This is a genomic window from Pseudomonas sp. GD04158 (assembly GCF_029834875.1).
Lineage (GTDB): Bacteria > Pseudomonadota > Gammaproteobacteria > Pseudomonadales > Pseudomonadaceae > Aquipseudomonas > Aquipseudomonas hydrolytica.
This window is the reverse complement of the sequence record NZ_JAODYT010000004.1, coordinates 22,229-45,741: the sequence shown is the minus strand read 5'-3', so window position 1 is coordinate 45,741 and position 23,513 is coordinate 22,229. Positions and strand designations below refer to the sequence as shown.

General features: G+C 63.9%; 19 protein-coding genes. 13 read left to right on the top strand and 6 right to left on the bottom strand.

Annotation, left to right across the window (positions count from 1 at the left end; translation table 11 throughout):
• The gene (locus N7333_RS02750) at window positions 1–537 is read right to left on the bottom strand and encodes an ATP-dependent zinc protease (protein WP_012018498.1); all 537 of its coding nucleotides are present in this window, start codon (window positions 535–537) and stop codon (window positions 1–3) included.
• 303 nt (window positions 538–840) lie between these two features.
• Between N7333_RS02750 and N7333_RS02745 the strand changes: the two genes are divergently transcribed.
• The 5 genes from N7333_RS02745 to prpF all read left to right on the top strand — a co-directional run bounded on the left by N7333_RS02745 (window position 841) and on the right by prpF (window position 7,730).
• Window positions 841–1,563, top strand: coding sequence for a GntR family transcriptional regulator (locus tag N7333_RS02745; RefSeq protein ID WP_003240010.1), 723 nt, complete (start codon window positions 841–843; stop codon window positions 1,561–1,563).
• Window positions 1,560–2,447 carry a methylisocitrate lyase gene (prpB, locus tag N7333_RS02740; RefSeq protein ID WP_129482415.1) on the top strand — a complete coding sequence of 296 codons (888 nt, stop codon included), beginning with the start codon at window positions 1,560–1,562 and terminating at the stop codon, window positions 2,445–2,447. The genes N7333_RS02745 and prpB overlap by 4 nt, the downstream gene beginning before the upstream one ends.
• Window positions 2,448–2,540: 93 nt before the next feature.
• Entirely contained in the window at window positions 2,541–3,698 is a 1,158-nt protein-coding gene (gene prpC, locus N7333_RS02735; protein ID WP_129482416.1) for a 2-methylcitrate synthase, read from the top strand.
• A gap of 13 nt (window positions 3,699–3,711) precedes the next feature.
• The gene (gene acnD, locus N7333_RS02730) at window positions 3,712–6,321 is read left to right on the top strand and encodes a Fe/S-dependent 2-methylisocitrate dehydratase AcnD (RefSeq protein WP_177491109.1); all 2,610 of its coding nucleotides are present in this window, start codon (window positions 3,712–3,714) and stop codon (window positions 6,319–6,321) included.
• 221 nt (window positions 6,322–6,542) lie between these two features.
• Window positions 6,543–7,730 (top strand): 2-methylaconitate cis-trans isomerase PrpF, encoded by a 1,188-nt coding sequence (gene prpF / locus N7333_RS02725; RefSeq protein WP_129482418.1) that lies wholly within the window; start codon window positions 6,543–6,545, stop codon window positions 7,728–7,730.
• 65 nt (window positions 7,731–7,795) lie between these two features.
• Here prpF and N7333_RS02720 read toward each other — a convergent pair whose 3' ends face one another.
• Complete coding sequence (locus tag N7333_RS02720) at window positions 7,796–8,614, bottom strand: pyruvate, water dikinase regulatory protein (RefSeq protein WP_003240022.1); 819 nt, start codon at window positions 8,612–8,614, stop codon at window positions 7,796–7,798.
• Between the two features lie 180 nt (window positions 8,615–8,794).
• On the opposite strand from N7333_RS02720, the gene ppsA reads away from it, so the two are divergent.
• From ppsA to N7333_RS02680, 8 genes are all read left to right on the top strand, one after another.
• On the top strand, window positions 8,795–11,167 hold the full coding sequence (gene ppsA / locus N7333_RS02715) for a phosphoenolpyruvate synthase (protein ID WP_012018503.1): 2,373 nt from the start codon (window positions 8,795–8,797) through the stop codon (window positions 11,165–11,167).
• Window positions 11,168–11,354: 187 nt separating this feature from the next.
• A complete protein-coding gene (locus N7333_RS02710) occupies window positions 11,355–12,344 on the top strand; it encodes an alpha/beta fold hydrolase (protein WP_129482419.1) in 990 nt (329 codons plus the stop codon).
• Window positions 12,345–12,596: 252 nt separating this feature from the next.
• A complete protein-coding gene (gene rraA, locus N7333_RS02705; RefSeq protein WP_129482420.1) occupies window positions 12,597–13,085 on the top strand; it encodes a ribonuclease E activity regulator RraA in 489 nt (162 codons plus the stop codon).
• A gap of 5 nt (window positions 13,086–13,090) precedes the next feature.
• On the top strand, window positions 13,091–14,077 hold the full coding sequence (locus tag N7333_RS02700; protein WP_129482421.1) for a CorA family divalent cation transporter: 987 nt from the start codon (window positions 13,091–13,093) through the stop codon (window positions 14,075–14,077).
• Window positions 14,078–14,126: 49 nt separating this feature from the next.
• Window positions 14,127–14,378 (top strand): CrfX protein, encoded by a 252-nt coding sequence (locus N7333_RS02695; RefSeq protein ID WP_177491111.1) that lies wholly within the window; start codon window positions 14,127–14,129, stop codon window positions 14,376–14,378.
• Between the two features lies 1 nt (window position 14,379).
• Window positions 14,380–15,204 (top strand): mechanosensitive ion channel domain-containing protein, encoded by an 825-nt coding sequence (locus N7333_RS02690; protein ID WP_012018507.1) that lies wholly within the window; start codon window positions 14,380–14,382, stop codon window positions 15,202–15,204.
• Window positions 15,205–15,286: 82 nt separating this feature from the next.
• The gene (sigX, locus tag N7333_RS02685; protein ID WP_003240036.1) at window positions 15,287–15,877 is read left to right on the top strand and encodes an RNA polymerase sigma factor SigX; all 591 of its coding nucleotides are present in this window, start codon (window positions 15,287–15,289) and stop codon (window positions 15,875–15,877) included.
• Between the two features lie 108 nt (window positions 15,878–15,985).
• Window positions 15,986–16,969, top strand: coding sequence for an OmpA family protein (locus N7333_RS02680; protein WP_129482422.1), 984 nt, complete (start codon window positions 15,986–15,988; stop codon window positions 16,967–16,969).
• A 115-nt stretch (window positions 16,970–17,084) separates the two neighbouring features.
• On the opposite strand, the gene cobA is transcribed toward N7333_RS02680, so the two are convergent.
• The 4 genes from cobA to nirB all read right to left on the bottom strand — a co-directional run bounded on the left by cobA (window position 17,085) and on the right by nirB (window position 23,502).
• Window positions 17,085–17,828 (bottom strand): uroporphyrinogen-III C-methyltransferase, encoded by a 744-nt coding sequence (cobA, locus tag N7333_RS02675; RefSeq protein ID WP_129482423.1) that lies wholly within the window; start codon window positions 17,826–17,828, stop codon window positions 17,085–17,087.
• A gap of 65 nt (window positions 17,829–17,893) precedes the next feature.
• A complete protein-coding gene (locus N7333_RS02670) occupies window positions 17,894–20,611 on the bottom strand; it encodes a nitrate reductase (RefSeq protein WP_279858405.1) in 2,718 nt (905 codons plus the stop codon).
• A 111-nt stretch (window positions 20,612–20,722) separates the two neighbouring features.
• On the bottom strand, window positions 20,723–21,049 hold the full coding sequence (gene nirD, locus N7333_RS02665; RefSeq protein ID WP_012018511.1) for a nitrite reductase small subunit NirD: 327 nt from the start codon (window positions 21,047–21,049) through the stop codon (window positions 20,723–20,725).
• A complete protein-coding gene (nirB, locus tag N7333_RS02660; RefSeq protein ID WP_129482425.1) occupies window positions 21,046–23,502 on the bottom strand; it encodes a nitrite reductase large subunit NirB in 2,457 nt (818 codons plus the stop codon). The genes nirD and nirB overlap by 4 nt, the downstream gene beginning before the upstream one ends.
• Between the last annotated feature and the right edge of the window lie 11 nt (window positions 23,503–23,513).

Here is a 23,513-nt window from a genome sequence, read left to right as displayed (position 1 = left end):
TTACTCGCCAGGGGTTGCGTCATTGGTGCAGCCGGGTTTTCCAGCGGCATATTTAAGGCTTGGGTCGACCATCGCTTCGAAGTCCTTGAGTGCTTCGGAGCCGATCAGAAGCGGGTATTGGAATGCGCTTCGGTCGGTCAAGTTCACTTCTATCGTGCGCAGGGTCTGGCCCATGCACAGTTCAAGGTCGATGACAGGGCGCGCCGTGTAGGTCTTGCCTTCTTCCGGATCGAAGTCTCCGGCACGGCGTTTGATCTTGCTGATGCGCGAGAGCGGGCGCTCCACGGTGTGCTCATGGCTATCGTCCACCGCCAGGACGAAACGTACCCAGGTTTCGCCATTGCGTTTGAAGCGCTTGATGTCGCGAGCGCTGAGCGAAGCTGTCTTGGCGCCGGTGTCGAGCTTGGCGGCAACCAGCACGTCGAGCTCTTCGATATGAATGTATTCGTTCAGACCATAGATGGACTTGCCGAGGGCCAGACCCGGGAAAGACAGGCTCAGCAGGCAGAGGCACAAGGAGAAAGGTTTCAGTCTCATGGGTCCTTGAGAGAAGGTTGCCGTAGGCGGGTGGAAAAGGTGGCTGGCGACGTCCTGCCAGGTCTCGCCTGCGATGGAAGTCTAGCAGGCATGGCAAAAGGCAATGACCAGGCATGAGTGCGCGAATTCTAGCATGGGGATTTTCCGTGCCGACAGACGCTTATGTAGCTTTCTGCAAGTAAGGTCGCGGTTCGCTCTGGGGGATGGGATAAAAATATTGTCGACAATGCTTTGGTCTACTTTGACATAAACCGCTTTTGAGCGTAGTTTTCACGGCATTGAACGTCACTGGTGTCGACAATCATGCTGCTTGAATCGGAAACATCGCCAATCGCCCAGGTGGATTCGGAAACACTTTCCGAGCATGTGTTTCGCCTGATCCAGGCGGCCATCGTCAAGGGCGAGATCGCGCCGGGCAGCAAGATTTCCGAGCCCGAGCTGGCGCGCACCTACGGCATCAGCCGGGGGCCGCTGCGTGAGGCGATCCACCGGCTGGAAGGTCAGAAGCTGCTGGTGCGCGTACCGCATGTGGGCGCACGGGTGGTGTCGCTCAGTCATGCCGAGCTGATCGAGCTGTACGAGATTCGCGAATCCCTCGAGGGCATGGCCTGCCGCCTGGCGGCCGAGCGCATGACCCAGCAGGAAATCGACGAGCTGCGCCGGGTGCTGGAGCTGCACGAGCAGGACGCCGCGTTCAAGGCCGGCGTCGGCTACTACCAGCAGGAAGGCGACTTCGATTTCCACTACCGGATCATTCAGGGCAGCGGCAACCGCACCCTGGCCAAGCTGCTGTGCGACGAGCTGTACCAACTGGTGCGCATGTATCGCCTGCAGTTCTCCGCCACGCCCAATCGTCCGCGCCAGGCTTTCGCCGAACACCACCGCATTCTCGATGCCATCGCCGAGCGTGACGGCGAACTGGCCGAACTGCTGATGCGCCGCCACATCGGCGCCTCCAAGCGCAATATCGAGCGCCACTACAAGGAAGCGCTCGCCACTTCATCCAAGACCCGAGGTGATTCATGACCCAGCTTTCCGCCGGCCAGCGCTTCCGCCAGGCCCTCGCTGAAGAGAAACCGCTGCAGGTAATCGGCGCGATCAACGCCAACCATGCGCTGCTGGCCAAGCGTGCGGGCTTCCGTGCCATCTACCTGTCCGGTGGTGGCGTGGCGGCCGGCTCCCTGGGCCTGCCGGACCTGGGCATCAACACCCTCGATGACGTGCTCACCGACGTACGCCGCATCACTGATGTGTGCGACCTGCCGCTGCTGGTGGACATCGACACCGGCTTTGGCCCCAGCGCCTTCAATATCGAGCGCACCATCAAGAACCTGATCAAGGCCGGCGCCGCCGCCGCGCATATCGAGGATCAGGTCGGCGCCAAGCGCTGTGGTCACCGCCCGGGCAAGGAGATCGTCTCCTGCGAGGAAATGGTCGACCGCGTGCGTGCCGCCGCCGACGCCAAGACCGATCCGGACTTCTTCCTCATCGCCCGTACCGATGCCATCCAGGCCGAGGGCGTGGACGCCGCCATCGAGCGCTGCCAGGCCTATGTCGAGGCCGGTGCCGACGGCATCTTCGCCGAGGCCGCCTACGACCTGCCCACCTATAAGCGCTTCGTCGATGCTCTGAAGGTGCCGGTACTGGCCAACATCACCGAATTCGGCGCCACGCCGCTGTTCAGCCGCGACGAGCTGGCTTCGGTCGGCGTGGCCATCCAGCTCTACCCGCTGTCGGCCTTCCGCGCGGCGAACAAGGCGGCAGAAAGTGTCTACACCTCGATCCGTCAGAACGGCCACCAGAAGGACGTGATCGAGCTGATGCAGACCCGCGCCGAGCTGTACGACCGCATCGGCTACCACGCCTTCGAGCAGAAGCTCGACGCGCTGTTCGCTGCCGGCAAGAAATAAGGCTGTAGCCCGGATGCAATCCGGGGATTGGTTGGCGTGGTTGCCGGATTGCCGCCGGGCCACGCACCTAGAACAAGAGACAAGGAGATGACCATGAGCTCGACTGAAACCGCCCCTGGCTTCAAGCCGAAGAAATCCGTCGCCCTGAGCGGCACTGCCGCCGGTAATACCGCGCTGTGCACCGTCGGCCGTACCGGTAACGACCTGCATTACCGTGGCTATGACGTGCTCGATTTCGCCAATCGCTGCGAGTTCGAGGAAATCGCCCACCTGCTGGTGCACGGCAAACTGCCCAACGTCGCCGAACTGGCCGGTTACAAGGCCAAGCTCAAGGCCCTGCGCGGCCTGCCGGCAGGGGTCAAGGCCGCGCTGGAGCAGCTGCCGCCCTCGGCGCACCCGATGGACGTGATGCGCACCGCCGTGTCCGTGCTCGGCTGTCTGGCCCCGGAGAAGGATGACCATAACCACCCCGGCGCCCGCGACATTGCCGACAAGCTGATGGCCTCTCTGGGCTCGGCGCTGTTGTACTGGTACCACTACAGCCACAACGGCAAGCGCATCGAGGTGGACACCGACGACGACTCCATCGGCGGCCACTTCCTGCACCTGCTGCACGGCGAGAAGCCGCGCGAGTCCTGGGTGCGCGCCATGCACACCTCGCTCAACCTGTATGCCGAGCACGAATTCAACGCCTCCACCTTCACTTCGCGGGTGATCGCCGGCACCGGCTCGGACCTGTTCAGCTGCATCGCCGGCGCCATTGGCGCGCTGCGCGGCCCCAAGCACGGCGGCGCCAACGAGGTGGCCTTCGAGGTGCAGAAGCGTTACGACAGCCCGGACGAAGCCGAGGCCGACATCCGCGAGCGGGTAGGGCGCAAGGAGGTGGTGATCGGCTTCGGTCACCCGGTCTACACCGTCAGCGATCCACGCAACAAGGTGATCAAGGAAGTGGCCCGCGAGCTGTCCGTGGAGCAGGGCAACACCAAGATGTATGACATCGCCGAGCGCCTGGAAAGCGTGATGTGGGAGATCAAGAAGATGTTCCCCAACCTCGACTGGTTCAGCGCCGTGAGCTACCACATGATGGGTGTGCCCACCGCCATGTTCACCCCGTTGTTCGTCATCGCCCGCACCGCCGGCTGGTCCGCCCACGTCATCGAACAGCGTATCGACGGCAAGATCATCCGCCCGAGCGCCAACTACACAGGCCCCGAAGACCTGAAGTTCGTGCCGCTCAAGGACCGTAAATAAAATGACCGAAACCGTGAATAGCCAATACCGCAAGCGCCTGCCCGGCACCGTGCTGGATTACTTCGATGCCCGTGAGGCGGTCGAGGCGATCCAGGCCGGCGCCTGGGACAAGCTCCCCTACACCTCGCGCGTGCTCGCCGAGCAGCTGGTGCGCCGCTGCGATCCGCAGGATCTGACAGCCTCGCTGGAGCAGCTGGTCTACCGCAAGCGCGACCTGGACTTTCCCTGGTACCCGGCGCGCGTGGTCTGCCACGACATCCTCGGCCAGACCGCGCTGGTCGACCTGGCCGGCCTGCGCGATGCCATCGCCGAGCAGGGCGGTGACCCGGCCAAGGTCAACCCGGTGGTGCCGACCCAGTTGATCGTCGACCACTCGCTGGCCGTCGAGGCGCCGGGCTTCGACCCGGACGCCTTCGAGAAGAACCGCGCCATCGAAGATCGCCGCAACGAGGACCGCTTCCACTTCATCGACTGGACCAAGACCGCGTTCAAGAACGTCGACGTGATCCCGGCCGGCAACGGCATCATGCACCAGATCAACCTGGAGAAGATGAGCCCGGTGATCCAGGCGCGCGGCGGCATCGCCTTCCCCGACACCTGCGTCGGCACCGACTCGCACACGCCGCACGTCGATGCCCTGGGCGTGATCGCCATCGGTGTCGGCGGCCTGGAGGCCGAGACCGTGATGCTCGGCCATCCCTCGATGATGCGCCTGCCCGATATCGTCGGCGTCGAGCTGACCGGCAAGCGTCAGCCGGGCATCACCGCCACCGATATCGTCCTGGCGCTGACCGAGTTCCTGCGCAAGGAGCGCGTGGTGGGTGCCTGGGTCGAATTCTTCGGCGAGGGTGCCGACAGCCTGTCCATCGGCGACCGCGCCACCATCTCCAACATGTGCCCGGAGTACGGTGCCACCGCCGCGATGTTCTATATCGACGGCCAGACCATCGACTACCTCAAGCTCACCGGCCGCGAGCCGGAGCAGGTGGCGCTGGTGGAAAACTACGCCAGGACCACCGGTCTGTGGGCCGACGCCCTGCAGGGCGCCGAGTACGAGCGGGTGCTGAGCTTCGATCTGTCCACCGTGGTGCGTAACCTGGCCGGGCCGTCCAACCCGCACAGGCGGCTGCCGACCTCGGCGCTGCACGAGCGTGGCATCGCCGACGAGGCCAAGCTGGCGGCGGGCAGGGCCGAAGAGGCTGAGGGCCTGATGCCTGACGGCGCGGTGATCATCGCTGCCATCACCAGCTGCACCAACACCTCCAACCCGCGCAACGTGGTCGCTGCCGGTCTGCTGGCGAAAAAGGCCAACGAACTGGGTCTGGTACGCAAGCCCTGGGTGAAGACGTCGTTCGCACCGGGCTCGAAGGTCGCCAAGCTGTACCTGGAAGAGGCCGGCCTGCTGCCGGAGCTGGAGAAGCTCGGCTTCGGCATCGTCGCCTACGCCTGCACCACCTGCAACGGCATGTCCGGCGCGCTGGATCCGGCGATCCAGAAGGAAATCATCGAGCGCGACCTTTACGCCACCGCCGTGCTCTCGGGCAACCGCAACTTCGACGGTCGCATCCACCCGTACGCCAAGCAGGCCTTCCTCGCTTCGCCGCCGCTGGTGGTGGCCTACGCCATCGCCGGTACCGTGCGCTTCGATATCGAGCAGGATGTGCTCGGCCATGATGCGGCTGGCAATCCCGTGACGCTCAAGGACCTCTGGCCGAGCGACGAGGAAATCGACGCCATCGTCGCGGCGAGCGTCAAGCCCGAGCAGTTCAAGCAGATCTACATCCCGATGTTCGACCTCGGGACGGTGAAGGAGGCCGAGAGCCCGCTGTACGACTGGCGACCGATGTCCACCTATATCCGCCGCCCGCCCTACTGGGAAGGCGCGCTGGCCGGCGAGCGTACGCTCAAGGGCATGCGGCCGCTGGCGATCCTGCCGGACAACATCACCACCGATCACCTGTCGCCGTCCAACGCCATTCTGGCGGACTCGGCTGCCGGTGAGTACCTGGCGAAAATGGGCCTGTCGGAGGAGGACTTCAACTCCTACGCCACCCACCGCGGCGATCACCTGACCGCCCAGCGCGCCACCTTCGCCAACCCGCAACTGGTCAACGAAATGGCCGTGGTCGACGGGCAGGTGAAGAAGGGCTCGCTGGCGCGCGTCGAACCGGAAGGCCAGGTAATGCGCATGTGGGAAGCCATCGAAACCTACATGAACCGCAAGCAGAACCTGATCATCATTGCCGGTGCCGACTACGGCCAAGGGTCATCGCGGGACTGGGCGGCCAAGGGCGTGCGTCTGGCGGGTGTGGAGGTGATCGTGGCCGAAGGCTTCGAGCGCATCCACCGCACCAACCTGGTGGGCATGGGCGTGCTGCCGGTGGAGTTCAAGCCGGGTACCACCCGCCTGACCCTGGGCCTGGACGGCACCGAGACCTATGACGTGGAAGGCGAGATTTCGCCGCGCTGCGACCTGACCCTGGTGATCAACCGCCGCAACGGCGAGGTGGTCAGGGTGCCGGTGACCTGCCGCCTGGATACGGCTGCGGATGTCAGCGTGTACAAGGCCGGCGGCGTGCTGCAGCGCTTCGCCAAGGACTTCCTCGAAGGCGCGGTGGCGTGATGACGCGGTCTGCTCCCTCTCCCATTCATTGGGGGCACGCCTAGTGGAGAGGGCTGGGGAGAGGGTGGTGCAGGCGGCTCGGTGTTGTCTGATAGACCCTCTCCCCCGGCCCCTCTCCCGCAAGCGGGAGAGGGGAGACAAGCGCGTAACCCGGATGAAATCCGGGGCAAGGTTGAATGATTCTCCCCGGATTGCATCCGGGCTACTTCAGGACTGCACTCATGGCTCATCTGCCTCAAGTGAAAATCCCCGCCGCCTATATCCGTGGCGGCACCAGCAAGGGCGTGTTCTTCCGCCTGCAGGACCTGCCCGAGCGCTGTCAGGTGTCGGGCGAGGCGCGCGATGCGCTGTTCATGCGCGTGATCGGTAGCCCCGACCCCTATTCGGCGCATATCGACGGCATGGGCGGCGCCACCTCGAGCACCTCCAAGTGCGTGATCCTGTCGAAAAGCAGCCAGCCCGAGCACGACGTCGATTACCTCTACGGCCAGGTGTCCATCGACAAGGCTTTCGTCGACTGGAGCGGCAACTGCGGCAACCTGTCCACGGCGGCTGGCGCCTTCGCCATCCACGCCGGCCTGGTCGATCCCGCGCGGATTCCCGAGAACGGCACCTGCGTGGTGCGCATCTGGCAGGCCAATATCCAGAAAACCATCATCGCCCATGTGCCGGTCACTGATGGCCAGGTGCAGGAAACCGGCGACTTCGAGCTGGACGGGGTGACCTTCCCAGCGGCGGAGATCGTGCTGGAATTCCTCGACCCGTCCGACGACGGCGAGGAGGGCGGCTCCATGTTCCCCACCGGCAACCTGGTGGACGACCTGGAAGTGCCGGGCATCGGCAGCTTCAAGGCGACCATGATCACCGCCGGCATCCCGACCGTGTTCGTCAATGCCGAGGACATCGGCTATCGGGGCACCGAGCTGCGCGAGGATATCAATGGCGATCCGGCGCAACTGGCGCGCTTCGAGCAGATCCGCATCGCTGGTGCGCTGCGCATGGGGCTGATCAAGACGGCCGAGGAGGCTGCGACACGTCAGCACACCCCGAAGATCGCCTTCGTCAGTCCGCCCAAGGACTACCGCACCTCCAGTGGCAAGGCGGTGAAGGCCGGCGAGGTCGATCTGCTGGTGCGTGCGCTGTCCATGGGCAAGCTGCACCACGCAATGATGGGCACCTGCGCGGTGGCCATCGGCACAGCGGCGGCGATTCCCGGCACGCTGGTCAACCTGGCGGCCGGTGGCGGCGAGCGCGAGGCGGTACGTTTCGGCCATCCGTCCGGCACCCTGCGTGTCGGCGCGCAGGCCAGGCGGGTCGATGGTCAGTGGACGGTAACCAAGGCGTCGATGAGCCGCAGTGCGCGCATCCTGATGGAAGGCTGGGTACGCGTACCCGCTGAAAGCTTCTAGGCCCTGAATGAGAAAAGGCTCGAGGTTTCGAGCCTTTTCCCTTTGTAAACATGTGCTTGCAGCGGTTATTTGAGGCGCCTTTCAACACCTTTTTCCACCAGGATCTTGGCGGAGATTTCCTCCACCGAGAAATGCGTGGAGTTGATGAAGGCGATGTTTTCACGGCGGAACAGGTTCTCCACCTCGCGCACTTCGAACTCGCACTGGGCGAAGCTGGCGTAGCGGCTGTTGGGCTTGCGCTCGTGGCGGATGGCGGTGAGGCGATCCGGGTCGATGGTCAGGCCGAACAGCTTGTCGCGGTGCTTTTTCAGCGAGTCGGGCAGTTGCAGACGCTCCATGTCGTCTTCGGTCAGCGGGTAGTTGGCGGCGCGGATGCCGTACTGCATCGCCATGTACAGGCAGGTGGGCGTTTTGCCGCAGCGCGAGACGCCTACCAGGATCAGATCGGCCTTGTCGTAATAATGGGTGCGCGCGCCGTCGTCATTGTCCAGGGCGAAGTTCACCGCCTCGATGCGCTCCATGTAGTTGGAGTGCTGGCCAATGGAGTGCGACTTGCCGACGGAATAGGAGGAGTGCGAACTCAACTCCTGTTCCAGGGGCGAGAGAAAGGTGGAGAAGATATCGATCATGAAACCATTTGCGGTATCGAGGATCGCACGAATATCGCGATTGACGATGGTGTCGAAGATGATCGGGCGTGCACCGTCCCTTTCGGCGGCAGCATCGATTTGTTGTACCATGGCGCGCGCTTTATCGATGCTGTCGATATAAGGACGCGTAAGTTTGGTGAATTGAATATTCTCGAACTGCGCGAGCAGGCTCTGGCCCAGGGTTTCGGCCGTGATGCCGGTGCCGTCGGAGATGAAGAAAGCGGTTCGTTTCATTTGCGCCAAAGGCCTTAAGCTGAGATCGATTCTTGGCTATGATAGGCCGCGTTTTTCGCCGGGCCCATGGGGTTCGGCATTGTTACTTATTCAAGGGCACGGCCACAATCGCGCGACTTCGGTCGTTCGACATTGCGCAGCCCACTGAGCTTTTCCAACACCGTTAGTGGAGAGATCACCTTGGTAGAGTACGTAGTTTCCCTCGATAAGCTCGGCGTCCACGATGTAGAGCATGTGGGGGGCAAAAACGCATCCCTCGGCGAGATGATCAGCAACCTGGCCGGCGCCGGCGTCTCGGTTCCCGGCGGTTTCGCCACTACGGCTCAGGCCTACCGCGACTTCCTCGAGCAGAGCGGCCTGAATGCCCAGATCCACGCGGCCCTCGACGCGCTCGACGTCGACGACGTCAACGCCCTGGCCAAGACCGGCGCGCAGATTCGCCAGTGGGTCATGGAAGCCGACTTCCCGGCCGAGCTGGACAAGCAGATTCGCGAAGCCTTCGCCACCATGAGCGCCGGCAACGACAACATGGCCGTGGCCGTGCGTTCCTCCGCCACCGCCGAAGACCTGCCGGATGCTTCCTTCGCCGGCCAGCAGGAAACCTTCCTCAACATCCGCGGCGTGGACAACGTGATCCGCGCCACTAAGGAAGTCTTCGCTTCCCTGTTCAATGACCGTGCCATCGCCTACCGCGTGCATCAGGGCTTCGACCACAAGCTGGTCGCCCTGTCCGCCGGCGTGCAGCGCATGGTGCGTTCGGAAACCGGCACCGCCGGCGTGATGTTCACCCTGGACACCGAATCCGGCTTCCGTGACGTGGTGTTCATCACCGGCGCCTACGGCCTCGGTGAGACCGTGGTGCAGGGCGCGGTCAACCCCGACGAGTTCTACGTGCACAAGCCGACCCTGGAAGCCGGCCGTCCGGCGATCCTGCGTCGCAACCTGGGCAGTAAGGCGATCAAGATGGTCTACGGCGACGAGGCCAAGGCCGGTCGTTCGGTCAAGACCGTGGAAGTCGACCGTGCCGAGCGTGCGCGCTTCTGCATCAGCGACGCCGAGGTCAGCGAGCTGGCCAAGCAGGCGCTGATCATCGAGAAACACTACGGCCGCCCGATGGACATCGAGTGGGCCAAGGACGGTGACGACGGCAAGCTGTACATCGTGCAGGCCCGTCCGGAAACCGTGAAGAGCCGCTCCAGCGCCACCGTGATGGAACGCTACCTGCTGAAAGAGAAGGGCACCGTGCTGGTGGAAGGCCGCGCCATCGGTCAGCGCATCGGCGCCGGCAAGGTGCGGGTGATCCACGACGTGTCCGAGATGGACAAGGTGCAGCCGGGCGACGTGCTGGTCTCCGACATGACCGACCCGGATTGGGAACCGGTAATGAAGCGCGCCAGCGCCATCGTCACCAACCGCGGCGGTCGTACCTGCCACGCGGCGATCATCGCCCGTGAGCTGGGCATTCCGGCGGTGGTTGGCTGCGGCAACGCCACCAGCGTGCTGAAGGACGGCCAGGGCGTGACCGTTTCCTGCGCCGAAGGCGACACCGGTTTCATCTTCGAGGGCGAACTGGGCTTCGACATCCGCAAGAACTCGGTCGACGCCATGCCCGAGCTGCCGTTCAAGATCATGATGAACGTCGGCAACCCGGATCGCGCCTTCGACTTCGCCCAGCTGCCGAACGAAGGCGTGGGCCTGGCCCGCCTGGAATTCATCATCAACCGCATGATCGGCGTGCACCCGAAGGCGCTGCTGAACTTCGCCAGCCTGCCGCCGGAGATCAAGGACAGCGTCGAGAAGCGCATCGCCGGCTACGGCGATCCGGTCGACTTCTATGTCGAGAAGCTGGTCGAGGGCATCAGCACCCTGGCCGCTGCCTTCTGGCCGAAGAAGGTCATCGTGCGTCTGTCGGACTTCAAGTCCAACGAATACGCCAACCTGATCGGCGGCAAGCTGTACGAGCCGGAAGAAGAAAACCCGATGCTGGGCTTCCGCGGTGCTTCGCGCTACATCAGCGAATCCTTCCGCGACTGCTTCGAACTGGAATGCCGTGCGCTGAAGAAGGTGCGTGGTGAAATGGGCCTGACCAACGTCGAGATCATGGTGCCCTTCGTGCGTACCCTGGGCGAGGCCTCGCAAGTGGTCGAGCTGCTGGCGAGCAACGGCCTGGCCCGCGGTCAGGACGGCCTGAAGGTCATCATGATGTGCGAACTGCCGTCCAACGCGCTGCTGGCGGAGGAGTTCCTGGAGTTCTTCGACGGCTTCTCCATCGGCTCCAACGACCTGACCCAGCTGACCCTGGGCCTGGATCGTGATTCCGGCATCGTCGCCCACCTGTTCGACGAGCGTAACCCGGCCGTGAAGAAGCTGCTGGCCAATGCCATCGCCGCCTGCAACAAGGCCGGCAAGTACATCGGCATTTGCGGCCAGGGCCCGTCGGACCATCCGGATCTGGCCAAGTGGCTGATGGAGCAGGGCATCGAGAGCGTGTCGCTGAACCCGGATTCGGTACTCGATACCTGGTTCTTCCTGGCTGAAACTCAACCCGCCTGAGGCGCGATCATCGATGTGCACAAGGGCGGGTTGATCCCGCCCTTTTTAGTGCCCCGGGAACCGCCGCGTCGCCAGCGGCGTGGCGGCCAACGGGCGGGCATCGCAATCGATGTGAAGCATCGTCTTCGAGGTTTTTTCCGAGTGTCGTCTTTATTTCTGGCACAGCGCCATTGCGGTCACCCGATCCATGCAAAGCAGCAGTGAGCTTTTCCCCGTCGCCCTGATCAGCGCCGAGTTGCGCGGTGATCTGAGCGAGGACGTCTACCTCCTCAAACCCAACAACAGCCCCGATTGCACTGTCGAACTGGCCCTGACCCGCCTGGGCCTGGCCGGCGCCGAGGGCGAGCGGGGCGTGCCGGTGGTACTGCTGCACGGCAGCTTCTCCAATCGTCGCTTCTGGTATTCGCCCAAGGGCATCGGCCTGGGCGCCTACCTGGCGCGTGCCGGTTTCGATGTGTGGATCGCCGAAATGCGCGGTCATGGCCTGTCACCACGCAATGACAGCTACCGAAGCAACAACGTGGCGCAGTACGTGCGTTACGATCTGCCGGCCGTTGCCGATTTCATCTTCGAGCAGAGCGGGCAGGCCGCACACTGGATCGGACACTCCCTCGGTGGCGTGATCCTGGCGGCGGCGCTGGGTGGTGGCTTCCTCGATGAGTCGCGCGCCCGCTCGGCGGCGTGGTTCGGCAGCCAGATCAGCCGCATCTACTGGCCGCTGAAGCTGCCGCCGGTGGAGTGGGGAGCTCGGTTGCTGCTGCGCGCCTTTCCCTATCTATCCGGGCGACGACTGAAGCGGGGACCGGAAGACGAACCCATTGGCCTGGCTCAGGAAACCCTGCGCTGGCTGGGCCTGTTCGGCCGCTTCGGCGATCGCGAGCAGGACTGGTGGACAGGGCTGACCCAGGTGCGTCTGCCCATTCTGGCGGTCGGCGCCGTGGCGGATCATCAGGACCCTGCCTGGGCTTGCCGCAAGTTGCTGGAGCAATGCAGCGCAGCGCCGACGCAGTTTCTGCTGCTGGGCAAGAGCAATGGTTTTTCCAGCGACTTCGGCCATATCGAGATGCTGGTCAGCAAGGAAGCGCAGCGTGAGGTGTGGCCGCTCACCGAATACTGGCTGCAACACCTGCAACTGCCGGCAGGTTTCAGCGAGGAAGCGGCGAGTGTGGGCGGCTGAGCCTGTTCGGGTCGTTTCTTCGTCGCACGCATACCGGTAATATGTGACGCCGCTAAAGGTCGCGGTCATTTACCGGGCAGCCGGTGGTCGCATGTTCATCGCGTTGGCGCCAAGCATTCTCGTGCCACGCTTCGTTGCCGCTGAACGCCCCGCATGCCGAGTTGTCCTTGATTTGAAACTGCCTGTGTCGTTGAACACCTCGGTTTAGAGCCCTGGGTTGCCACCTCATTCATCGTTGAAAGGAGTTTTGCCATGCACTACATCACCCCAGATCTGTGCGACGCCTATCCGGAGCTGGTCCAGGTGGTCGAGCCGATGTTCGCCAACTACGGTGGTCGCGACTCCTTCGGTGGTCAGATGGTGACCATCAAGTGCCATGAGGACAATTCGCTGGTAAAGGAACAGGTCGACCTGCCGGGTGAAGGGCGTGTGCTGGTGGTCGATGGCGGCGGCTCGCTGCGCCGGGCGCTGCTGGGGGACATGCTTGCGGAGAAGGCTGCCAAGAATGGCTGGGCGGGCATCGTCGTCTATGGCTGCATCCGTGATGTGGATGTGATTGCGCAGACGGATCTGGGCGTGCAGGCGCTGGCCAGCCACCCGATGAAGACCGACAAGCGCGGTATCGGCGACCTCAACGTGCCGGTCACCTTCGGTGGCGTGACCTTCAAGCCGGGCGAATACCTGTATGCCGACAACAACGGCATCATCGTCTCCCCGCAAGCGCTGAGCATGCCGGAATAACCCGGATGCAGGCTTACGACTCCGCGTTGTTGCATGCCTTCGTGCTCGATGGGCAGGGTGGTGCCCGCAGCATTTGTCCCGCAGAGCTGGACGACCTGCAGCTGCGCGAGTGGGAAAGCCTGTGGTTGCACTGGGATCGTGGTCAGCCTCAGGCGCAGCGCTGGTTGCGCGAGAACAGTGGGCTGGATGAATTCAGCTGCAACCTGCTGCTCGAGGAAAACACCCGTCCGCGCCTGCTGCCCCTGCCCGACGACGAACTGTTGCTGTTCCTGCGCGGGGTCAACCGCAATCCCGGTGCAGAGCCGGAAGACATGGTCTCGGTGCGCATCTTCGCCGATGCCCGCCGCGTGATTTCCCTGCGTCTGCGGCCGCTGCGGGCGACCGAAGCCCTGATCGCCGACTTCGAGGCCGGCCGTGGGCCGAAAAGTGCTTCAGAGCTTCTACTTGATCTGGCCCGCTATCTGACCGACCGGGTCGATGACCTGATCACCGAGCTGAGCGAGGCGCTCGACGAAGAAGAGGACGGGCTGGATGCCGATGAACGCTATCGCCCCGACCACAGCCTGATGCTCCAGTTGCGCCGCCGGGCGGCTGCGTTGCGTCGCTTTCTGTCGCCGCAGCGCGACCTCTACGCTCAGCTGGTACGCAATCGCCAGGTCTGGTTCATGGAAGATGACGAGGATTACTGGAACGAGCTCAACAACCGCCTGACCCGCTATCTGGAGGAGCTGGAGCTCATCCGCGAGCGCGCCAATCTGGTTCTCGAGGCGGAAAGCCGGCGCTTGAACGAGCGCATGAACCGCCTGATGTATCGCTTCAGCATCACCGCCGTACTGTTTCTGCCGTTGACCTTCATCACCGGCCTGCTGGGCATCAACGTCGGCGGCATTCCCGGCGCCGACAGCTCGGTGGGTTTTCTGGTCGCCTGTGGCCTGATAGCTGCGTTGGCGCTGGGTCTGCTGCTGTTGTTTCGCCGCTGGCGCTGGTTGTGATGTGTGACTCATCTGCCCGCCACTGCGTCTAGCCGTGACATCCCGTGAGGTGCGCATGCACGATCCATTCGAAGAGTCTCTACGCGACCTGCTCAAGTCATCGCCGTCCAGCCATGACGACGATGCCTGCCTGCATCGGGTGCTCAAGACCGCCAATCGCCAGGTCGGCGCTGGCGATCTGTTCAGCCTGATAGGCCACTGGCTGCAGGCGCTGATGATTGCCCTGAACAACGGTTCGGCGCATGTCGCGCCAGTTTCTCGCCGTACTCAACCCCCTGTTTCTGCTGATAAGGCCGACTGAAATGGAACTCGATCCCTGGACCCAAAGCCTGATCTCCGCGATGACCGCACTGTGGACCAAGGTTGCCGGCTTCATCCCCAATCTGTTCGTCGCCCTGGTGCTGGTGCTGCTCGGCTTCGTCGTGGCCAAACTGCTCGACACCCTGCTGTCCAAGCTGCTCGGCAAGGTAGGGCTGGACCGTCTGATGATGGGTACCGGGCTGACCAAGCTGTTGGCCCGTGTGGGGATCCAGGCGTCGGTTTCGACCCTGATCGGCAAGATCGTCTACTGGTTCGTGCTGCTGATCTTCCTGGTTTCGGCTGCCGAATCGCTTGGCCTGCAACGCGTATCCGCCACCCTCGACGTGCTGGCGCTGTACTTGCCCAAGGTCTTCGGTGCGGCCCTGGTGTTGCTGGCCGGCGTACTGCTGGCGCAACTGGTCAGCAGCCTGGTGCGTGGCGCCGCCGAAGGCGTCGGCCTGGAATATGCCCATGGTCTCGGTCGCGTGGCCCAAGGCCTGGTGATCATCATCAGCATCTCGGTGGCCATCGGCCAGCTCGAGGTCAAGACCGATCTGCTCAACAACGTCATCGCCATCGTCCTGATCTCGGTCGGTCTGGCGGTCGCCCTGGCCCTGGGGCTGGGCAGTCGCGACATCGCCAGCCAGATCCTGGCAGGCATCTACGTGCGCGAGTTGTACCAAGTCGGGCAACAGGTGCAGGTCGGCGAGGTCGAAGGCCAGATCGAAGAGATCGGCACGGTGAAAACCATTCTGTTGACCGATGCCGGCGAGCTGGTTTCGGTGGCCAATCGGGTGATGCTCGAACAACGCGTGAACAGTCGCTGACGCCAATCTGTTATTTTATGCAGCTGCCCGGCAGGCATGACCTGCCGGGCACTTTTCGTCCTGACCGTCGGCCCGACTCGTTTTGAACAAAGCTCAATCCCTGCCCACGCGCTATGACCCCCGCGAGCTCACCGATGAAGAGCTGGTGGCGCGCGCCCATGACGAGCTGTTTCACATCACCCGTGCTTATGAAGAGCTGATGAGGCGCTACCAACGCACATTATTCAACGTATGTGCGCGCTATCTGGGGAACGAAAGGGACGCCGACGATGTCTGTCAGGAGGTGATGCTGAAGGTGCTATATGGCCTGAAGAACTTCGAAGGCAAGTCCAAGTTCAAGACCTGGCTGTACAGCATCACTTACAACGAGTGCATCACTCAGTACCGAAAAGAGCGGCGCAAGCGTCGATTGATCGATGCCTTGAGTCTGGATCCGCTCGAAGAAGCTTCCGACGAAAAGACACCCAAAGTCGAGGAGCGAGGCGGTCTGGATCGCTGGTTGGTTCATGTCAATCCGATCGACCGCGAAATTCTGGTGCTACGATTTGTCGCAGAACTGGAGTTCCAGGAGATTGCCGACATCATGCACATGGGCTTGAGCGCAACGAAGATGCGCTACAAGCGAGCATTGGATCGGTTGCGGGACAAATTTTCGGAAACTTCCGAAACTTAGTTCAGCTTCCCGACCACTAAGGGAGTGGCGAAACCTGATAAAATCGCCGCCAAGTTGCCGAGTGATGTTCGCGGCGACTTATTAACCACCAAGATGGGGATTTAACGGATGAAAGTAAAAAACACCTTGGGCGTAGTCATTGGCTCTCTCGTTGCCGCAACTTCCTTCGGCGCGCTGGCGCAAGGCCAAGGCGCTGTCGAGGTGGAGGGCTTCGTCAATCGCTACTTCACTGACTCTCAGCGTGGCTATGCCCACGATGAAGGCAACCTGTTCGGTGGCAGCATTGGCTATTACCTGACCGACGATGTAGAACTGGCGCTGTCCTACGGCGAATACCACGACATTCGTGGCGAGCGTAACCTCGGCAACAAGGACATCAAAGGCAGCCTGACCGATCTGAAGGCCATCTACCACTTCGGTCAGCCGGGTGTAGGTCTGCGTCCTTACGTCTCCGCAGGTTTCGGTCATCAGAGCATCAGCAACACTACTAGCGGCGGCCGTAACCACTCGACTCTGGCCATTGCAGGCGCTGGTGCCAAGTACTACTTCACCGAAATGTTCTACGCCCGTGCCGGCGTCGACGCTCTGTACAACATCGACCAGGGCGACACCGAGTGGCAAGCCGGTGTGGGTGTTGGTCTGAACTTCGGTGGCGGCAGCAAGCCGGCCCCGGCTCCGGCCCCTGTAGCTGCAGCTCCGGAGCCGATGCCTGAGCCTGCTCCTGAGCCGGCCATGGAAACCGTTCGCGTCGAGCTGGACGTCAAGTTCGACTTCGACAAGGATCGCGTCAAAGAAGAAAGCTACGGTGACATCAAGAACCTGGCTGACTTCATGAACCAGTACCCGCAGACCACTACCACCGTTGAAGGTCACACTGACTCCGTCGGTTCTGACGCTTACAACCAGGGTCTGTCCGAGCGTCGTGCCAACGCCGTACGTAACGTGCTGGTCAACCAGTACGGTGTCGATGGCAACCGCGTGAACGCTGTTGGTTACGGCGAAACCCGCCCGGTAGCCGACAACGCCACCGACTCCGGCCGCGCCATCAACCGTCGCGTTGAAGCCGAAGTAGAAGCCCAGATCAAGCAGTAATGCTTCTGGTGCTGTAAGGAGAAACCCGGCCTCGGCCGGGTTTTTCTTTTTTCTGCATAAAAAAGCCCGCCAAGGGGACGGCGGGCAAACAATGCCTTCGCAGGAGGCGAAGCAGTCAGGCATGCAGGAGTTGGGGCATTCCGAGCTGGGCGCTGGCGCGGGCGACCTCGCCGATCACCAGGATGGCCGGGCTCTGCAAGGCGAAGGCGCGGGCATCTGCGACCATATCTGCCAGTTGGCTGCGGCACTCGCGCTGTGCGGGCAACGAGGCGTTCTCGATCATGGCCACCGGCATCTCGCCGCTCATGCCGCCGGCGAGCAGGCCGTCGCGAATATCCGCCAGTTTGGCTACACCCATATATACCACCAAGGTGGTGCCGCTCTGCGCCAGCGCCTGCCAGTTCAGCGAGCTGTCATCCTGGGTATGGGCGGTGACCAGGGTCACACCGCGCGCCACGCCGCGTAGCGTCAGAGGGATGCCGCAGTTGGTGGCGCCGGCCAGGCCGGCAGTGATGCCGTTGACCAGCTCCACCTCGACGCCGTGCGCGCCGAGCCAGTCGGCTTCCTCGCTGCCGCGACCGAAGATGCAGGGATCGCCGCCTTTAAGACGCACCACGCACTTGCCCTGGCGCGCGTAGCGCAGCATCAGGCGATGGATAAAGGCCTGCGGTGTGGAGCGGCAGCCGCCTCGCTTGCCCACCGAGACGATACGCGCGCCGGGGCAGTGCTCGAGCACGGCCGGGTTGACCAGATCGTCGATCATCACGATCTCGGCCTGGTTCAGCGCCTTGACCGCCTTGAGGGTCAGCAGCTCGGGATCACCGGGGCCAGCGCCCACCAGCCAGACTTTTGCGTTCATATCGGGTTCCTCGTAGGGTGCGCCGTGCGCACCGAGTTATTTTGCAGCGGTGCGCACAGCGCACCCTACGCTTGTGTCGCCACTGCCTGCTGGGCCAGCAACCGCTTGATTTCGGGTACGCAGGAGCCACAACTGGTGCCGCATTTGAGTTCCTGCTTGAGGCCGTTCAGATCCAGGCCGCGCTCGATGCCGGCGCACACCGCGCTTTCGCTGACGTTCAGGCAATTGCACAGGGTCTTGCCGCGCGTGGTGGCGCCGACGTTGCCTGGCGGCGCGGAGACCGGGGCGAGCAGCCAGCGGCGCAGGTCGGCATCGGCCTGGCCGTCCAGCCACAGGCTTCTCAGCCATTCGCTGGCGGCCGTTTCGCCGGCCAGACGGATACTGACGATGCGGCCATCCTCGATACGCACGCGCTTGCCCACCGCGCGGCGCGGGTCGTCGTAGGCCAGCACCGGGCCCTGGTTCAGGCGCAACAGGCGGTCGATCTGTGCCAGCAGCTCGGGTTGCGGCGCCACGGCGCTGGCGGCGCGGATCAGCAGGGCGGGGCGCTCGCGGCCGGTGGGGGTGAGGCTGGCGTAGGCGAAGTCCTCGAACAGCGGACGCAGGGCCTCGAAGCGGCTCTGCACCTCGCCCTCGACCAGGGCGAACAGCTGCCAGGGCAGCTCGACCTTGTCCACCTCGACGCCGGCATGCTTGAGCTCCGGCTGCTTGGATAGCGGGTCGAAGGCCGGTTGGGTCAGCACGTTGGTGCCCAGGCCCTTGAGGAAGCGGTCGCCCCAGTGCATCGGCAGCCAGGCTTGGCCTGGGCGCACCGACTCGTCCGCCTGCACCGGCAGGATCAGGCTGCCGCGGCGGCTGCGCAACCTGACCAGGTCGCCGTCCTGCAGGCGGCGGCGACGCAGTTCATCCGGATGCAGGCCGAGCACGGCGGCCTCGACATGGCCGAATAGGCGCGCGGCGGTGCCGGTGCGGCTCATGCCGTGCCACTGGTCGCGCAGGCGGCCGGTGTTGAGGGTAAGGGAGAAACGCGCCTCGCGCTTTTCCTTTGGCGCGCGGTAGGGGTCGGCATGGAACTGCGCACGCCCGCTGGCGGTGGGGAAGCGGCCGTCGGCATAGAGCCGTGCGGTGCCCTGCCGTGCGCCGGGCGCAAACGGCCATTGCTGGGGACCTTGGTCATCGAGCAGCGCGTAGCTCAGCCCCGAGAGGTCGAGATCGCGCTCGGCGGTCAGGAACTTGTATTCCTCGAACAGCGCCTCGGCGCTGGTGAAGTCGAACAGGCTGGGCAGGCCGGGGCGGAGCAGAGTTTCCAGGCGACGGGCGAAGTCGCAGGTGATCGACCAATCGGGCCGCGCATCGAAGGGCGCTGGCACGGCGCGGCGTACATGACTGACGCGGCGCTCGGAGTTGGTCACCGTGCCTTCCTTCTCGCCCCAGCTGGCGGCGGGCAGCAGCAGGTCGGCGTAGCGGCAGGTCTCGGTGGTGAAGAAGGCTTCCTGCACCACGACGAAGGGGCAGGCGGCCAGGGCCTCGTGCACCTTGTTCTGGTTCGGCAGCGACTGCGCCGGGTTGGTGCAGGCGATCCACAGCGCCTTGATGCGGCCGTCGTGCACCGCATCGAACAGCTCGATGGCGGACAGGCCGGGCGTCTCCGGCAGGGTGTCGACGCCCCAGTAGGCGGCGACTTCGGCGCGGTGCTCGGCGTTGCCGGCCTCGCGGTGGCCCGGCAGCAGGTTGCTCAGGCTGCCGGTCTCGCGGCCGCCCATGGCGTTGGGCTGGCCGGTCAGGGAAAAGGGGCCGGCGCCGGGCCTGCCGACCTGCCCGGTGGCCAGGTGCAGGTTGATCAGCGCGCTGTTCTTGGCGCTGCCGGACGAGGACTGATTGAGCCCCATGCACCACAGCGAAAGGAAGGAGGGCGCGCGGCCGATCAGCTCGGCGCAGCGCTGCAGGGCGTCCAGGCTGATGCCGCAGATATCGGCGGTGGCCGCCGGGCTGTAGTCGCGCACCAGGTTCTTCAGCGCCGCGAAACCTTCGGTGTGGGCGTCGATATAGCGGCGGTCGACCCAGCCTTCCCACAGCAGGAGATGCAGGATGCCGTGAAACAGCGCCACGTCGGTGCCGGGCAGAATCGCCAGGTGCAGGTCGGCCAGCTCGCAGGTGTCGGTACGCCGCGGATCGACGACGATGATCTGCATCTCGGGGCGGCGCGCCTTGGCTTCTTCCAGGCGACGGAACAGCACCGGGTGGGCGTAGGCCATGTTGGAGCCGGCGATCAGCAGGCAGTCGCTCTGCTCGATGTCCTCGTAACTGCAGGGCGGGGCATCGGCGCCGAGGCTGCGCTTGTAGCCGACCATCGCCGAGCTCATGCACAGGCGCGAATTGCTGTCGATATTGTTGGTTCCCACCAATGCTCTGGCCAGCTTGTTGAAGGCGTAGTAGTCCTCGGTCAGCAACTGGCCGGAAATATAGAAGGCCACGCTGTCCGGGCCGTGCTCGCGGATGGTCTCGGCGAACACCGCCGCGGCGTGATCCAGGGCGCTGTCCCAGTCGGTGCGCGAACGGGCCAGGCCCTTGCCCAGACGCAGCTCGGGATGGAGCGCGCGGGCGTCGAGGTCGCCGGTCAGGTGCAGGGTCGAGCCCTTGCTGCACAGCTTGCCGAAGTTGGCCGGGTGGCTGGGGTCGCCGGCGACGCCGAGGATCTTCTCGCCGTCGTGCTCGATCAGCACGCCGCAGCCCACGCCGCAGTAGCAGCAGGTTGAAGCGGTGATTTGGCTTTGGGTAGGCATGGCGCTCGACTCCGTGGTTTGCGGCTTGCTGTAGGAGCTAGGGGGGACGCTGAGTTCCTGCTGGCGATCCAGGTCGCGAAAGGCATCGCCAGCAAGCTGGCTCCTACAGTTCTATGCGCACTTTTCGGCCTGGTTCAGGGCCAGCAGCACGCGGCCGTTCTCGACCCGGGCATGGTGCCGGTGAGCGCAGCCCACATCCGGCGCCACGGCCTCGCCGGACTCCAGCTCGATCTGCCAGTTGTGCAGCGGGCAGGCCACGCGCTTGCCGTAGATCAAGCCCTGGGACAGCGGGCCGCCCTTGTGCGGGCAGCGGTCGTCGAGGGCGAAGACCTCGTCGGCAGCGGTACGGAAGATGGCGATGTCGCCCTTGGGACCGCTGACGATGCGCGAGCCGAGCACGTTGATTTCGTCCAGGGCGCAGATATCCAGCCAGTTCATACGGTGGCCTCCTCGATTTGCACCACCTTGATGGTGTCGAACTCTTTCTTCAGTTGCGGCGTCTCGATGCGCTCCTTCCACGGGTCCTGCTCGAACGACAGGGCGTAGTGCAGGCGCGCGGCCAGGGCCTTGCGGTTGGCTTCGTCTTCCAGCACCGCCTTCTTGATGTGCTCCATGCCGACGCGCTGCATGTAGTGCACGGTGCGCTCCAGGTAGAAGGCCTCCTCGCGGTACAGCTGGAGGAAGGCGGCGTTGTATTCGCGCACTTCTTCGGCGGTCTTCACCTTGACGAAGAACTCGGCGACCTCGGTCTTGATCCCGCCGTTGCCACCGATGTACATCTCGAAGCCGGAATCCACACCGATGATGCCGACGTCCTTGATGCCGGCTTCGGCGCAGTTGCGCGGGCAGCCGGAGACCGCCAGCTTGACCTTGTGCGGCGACCACATGTTGAACAGGTCATGCTCCAGGTCGATACCGAGCTGGGTGGAGTTCTGCGTGCCGAAGCGGCAGAACTCAATGCCGACGCAGGTCTTCACCGTGCGGATGGACTTGCCGTAGGCGTGGCCGGAGGGCATGTCCAGGTCCTTCCACACGGCCGGCAGGTCGTCCTTCTTGATGCCCAGCAGGTCGATGCGCTGACCGCCGGTGACCTTGACCATGGGCACGTTGTACTTGTCGGCCACATCGGCGATGCGGCGCAGCTCGGACGGGTTGGTCACGCCGCCCCACATGCGCGGCACCACCGAGTAGGTGCCGTCCTTCTGGATATTGGCGTGGGCGCGTTCGTTGATCAGGCGCGACTGCGGGTCGTCCTTGGCCTCGCCCGGCCAGGTGGAGATCAGGTAGTAGTTGAGAGCCGGGCGGCAAGTGGCGCAGCCGTTGGGCGTACTCCAGTTGAGAAACGCCATGGTCTGCGCCATGGACGTCAGGTGCTGCTCGCGGATGGCCTTGCGGATCTGCCCGTGGTTGAGGTCGGAGCAGCCGCAGATGGCCTTCTCGCTCTTGGGTTTGACGTCGGCGGCGCCGCCCACGGTGCTGATCAGGATCTGCTCGACCAGACCGGCACAGGAGCCGCAGGAGCTGGCGGCCTTGGTGTGCTTCTTGACCTCGTCGACCGAGAACAGGCCGTTCTCCTGGATGGCCTTGACGATGGTGCCCTTGCACACGCCGTTGCAGCCGCAAATTTCCATGCTGTCGGGCATGTTGGCGGTCTTGTCGGCGCCCTGGTGGCCGACGTCGCCGATGGCGCCTTCGCCGAACATCAGATGGTCGCGGATCTCGCTGACGTTGTGGCTCTCGCGGATCTGGCGGAAGTACCAGCCGCCGTCGGCGGTGTCGCCGTACAGGCAGGCGCCGACCAGCACGTCGTCCTTGATCACCAGCTTCTTGTACACGCCGCCGATGGGGTCGGAGAGGGTGATGGTCTCGGTACCTTCGCCGCCCATAAATTCGCCGGCGGAGAACAGGTCGATACCGGTGACCTTGAGTTTGGTCGAGGTCACCGAGCCCTGGTAGCGGGAGAAACCGAGCTGGGCCAGGTGATTGGCGCAGACCTTGGCCTGCTCGAACAACGGCGCCACCAGACCGTAGGCGATGCCGCGGTGGCTGGCGCATTCGCCGATGGCGTAAACGCGCGGGTCGAAGGTCTGCATGGTGTCGTTGACCAGGATGCCGCGGTTGCAGGCGATGCCGGCGCTCTCGGCCAGTTCGGTGTTGGGGCGGATACCGGCGGCCATCACCACCAGGTCGGCGGGAATCACCTCGCCGTCCTTGAATTTCACCGCGCAGACACGGCCTTCGCCATTGTCCAGCAGTTCGGCGGTGTGCTTGGGCAGGAGGAACTTCAGGCCACGGTCTTCCAGGGACTTCTGCAGCAGCTCGCCAGCGGTGCGATCCAGCTGGCGCTCCAGCAGCCAGTCGCCGAGGTGCACCACGGTGACGTCCATGCCGCGCAGCTTGAGGCCGTTGGCCGCCTCCAGGCCGAGCAGGCCGCCGCCGATGACCACCGCGTGCTTGTGGGTCTTGGCGGTGTCCATCATGGTCTGGGTGTCGGCGATGTCGCGGTAGCCGATCACGCCCTGCAGGTCCTTGCCCGGAATCGGCAGGATAAAGGGGTTGGAACCGGTGGCGATGAGCAGGCGGTCGTACTCGGCCTCGCTGCCATCATCGGCGATGACCAGGCGCTGCTTGCGGTCGATCTTGACCACCTTGCGCCCGAGCAGCAGCTTGATGTCGTTCTCCGCATACCAGTTCAGATCGTTGAGCACGATCTCCTCGAAGGTCTGCTCGCCGGCCAGCACCGGCGAGAGCAGGATGCGGTTGTAGTTGGGGTGCGGCTCGGCGCCGAACACGGTGATGTCGTAGAGGTCGGGGGCGAGCTTGAGCAGCTCCTCGAGGGTGCGTACACCCGCCATGCCGTTGCCGATCATCACCAGCTTGAGTTTTTGCATGCCGGCCATCT

Excerpts from the sequence above, each read along its gene's own strand:
- N7333_RS02710 (WP_129482419.1), top strand. The coding sequence starts at position 11,355 with ATGCAAAGCAGCAGTGAGCTTTTCCCCGTCGCCCTGATCAGCGCCGAG.
- prpF (WP_129482418.1), top strand. The coding sequence starts at position 6,543 with ATGGCTCATCTGCCTCAAGTGAAAATCCCCGCCGCCTATATCCGTGGC.
- N7333_RS02670 (WP_279858405.1), bottom strand. The coding sequence starts at position 20,611 with ATGCCTACCCAAAGCCAAATCACCGCTTCAACCTGCTGCTACTGCGGC.
- N7333_RS02750 (WP_012018498.1), bottom strand. The coding sequence starts at position 537 with ATGAGACTGAAACCTTTCTCCTTGTGCCTCTGCCTGCTGAGCCTGTCT.
- nirB (WP_129482425.1), bottom strand. The coding sequence starts at position 23,502 with ATGCAAAAACTCAAGCTGGTGATGATCGGCAACGGCATGGCGGGTGTA.
- N7333_RS02700 (WP_129482421.1), top strand. The coding sequence starts at position 13,091 with ATGCAGGCTTACGACTCCGCGTTGTTGCATGCCTTCGTGCTCGATGGG.
- N7333_RS02680 (WP_129482422.1), top strand. The coding sequence starts at position 15,986 with ATGAAAGTAAAAAACACCTTGGGCGTAGTCATTGGCTCTCTCGTTGCC.
- N7333_RS02720 (WP_003240022.1), bottom strand. The coding sequence starts at position 8,614 with ATGAAACGAACCGCTTTCTTCATCTCCGACGGCACCGGCATCACGGCC.
- nirD (WP_012018511.1), bottom strand. The coding sequence starts at position 21,049 with ATGAACTGGCTGGATATCTGCGCCCTGGACGAAATCAACGTGCTCGGC.
- N7333_RS02690 (WP_012018507.1), top strand. The coding sequence starts at position 14,380 with ATGGAACTCGATCCCTGGACCCAAAGCCTGATCTCCGCGATGACCGCA.
- prpC (WP_129482416.1), top strand. The coding sequence starts at position 2,541 with ATGAGCTCGACTGAAACCGCCCCTGGCTTCAAGCCGAAGAAATCCGTC.
- prpB (WP_129482415.1), top strand. The coding sequence starts at position 1,560 with ATGACCCAGCTTTCCGCCGGCCAGCGCTTCCGCCAGGCCCTCGCTGAA.
- N7333_RS02745 (WP_003240010.1), top strand. The coding sequence starts at position 841 with ATGCTGCTTGAATCGGAAACATCGCCAATCGCCCAGGTGGATTCGGAA.
- cobA (WP_129482423.1), bottom strand. The coding sequence starts at position 17,828 with ATGAACGCAAAAGTCTGGCTGGTGGGCGCTGGCCCCGGTGATCCCGAG.
- rraA (WP_129482420.1), top strand. The coding sequence starts at position 12,597 with ATGCACTACATCACCCCAGATCTGTGCGACGCCTATCCGGAGCTGGTC.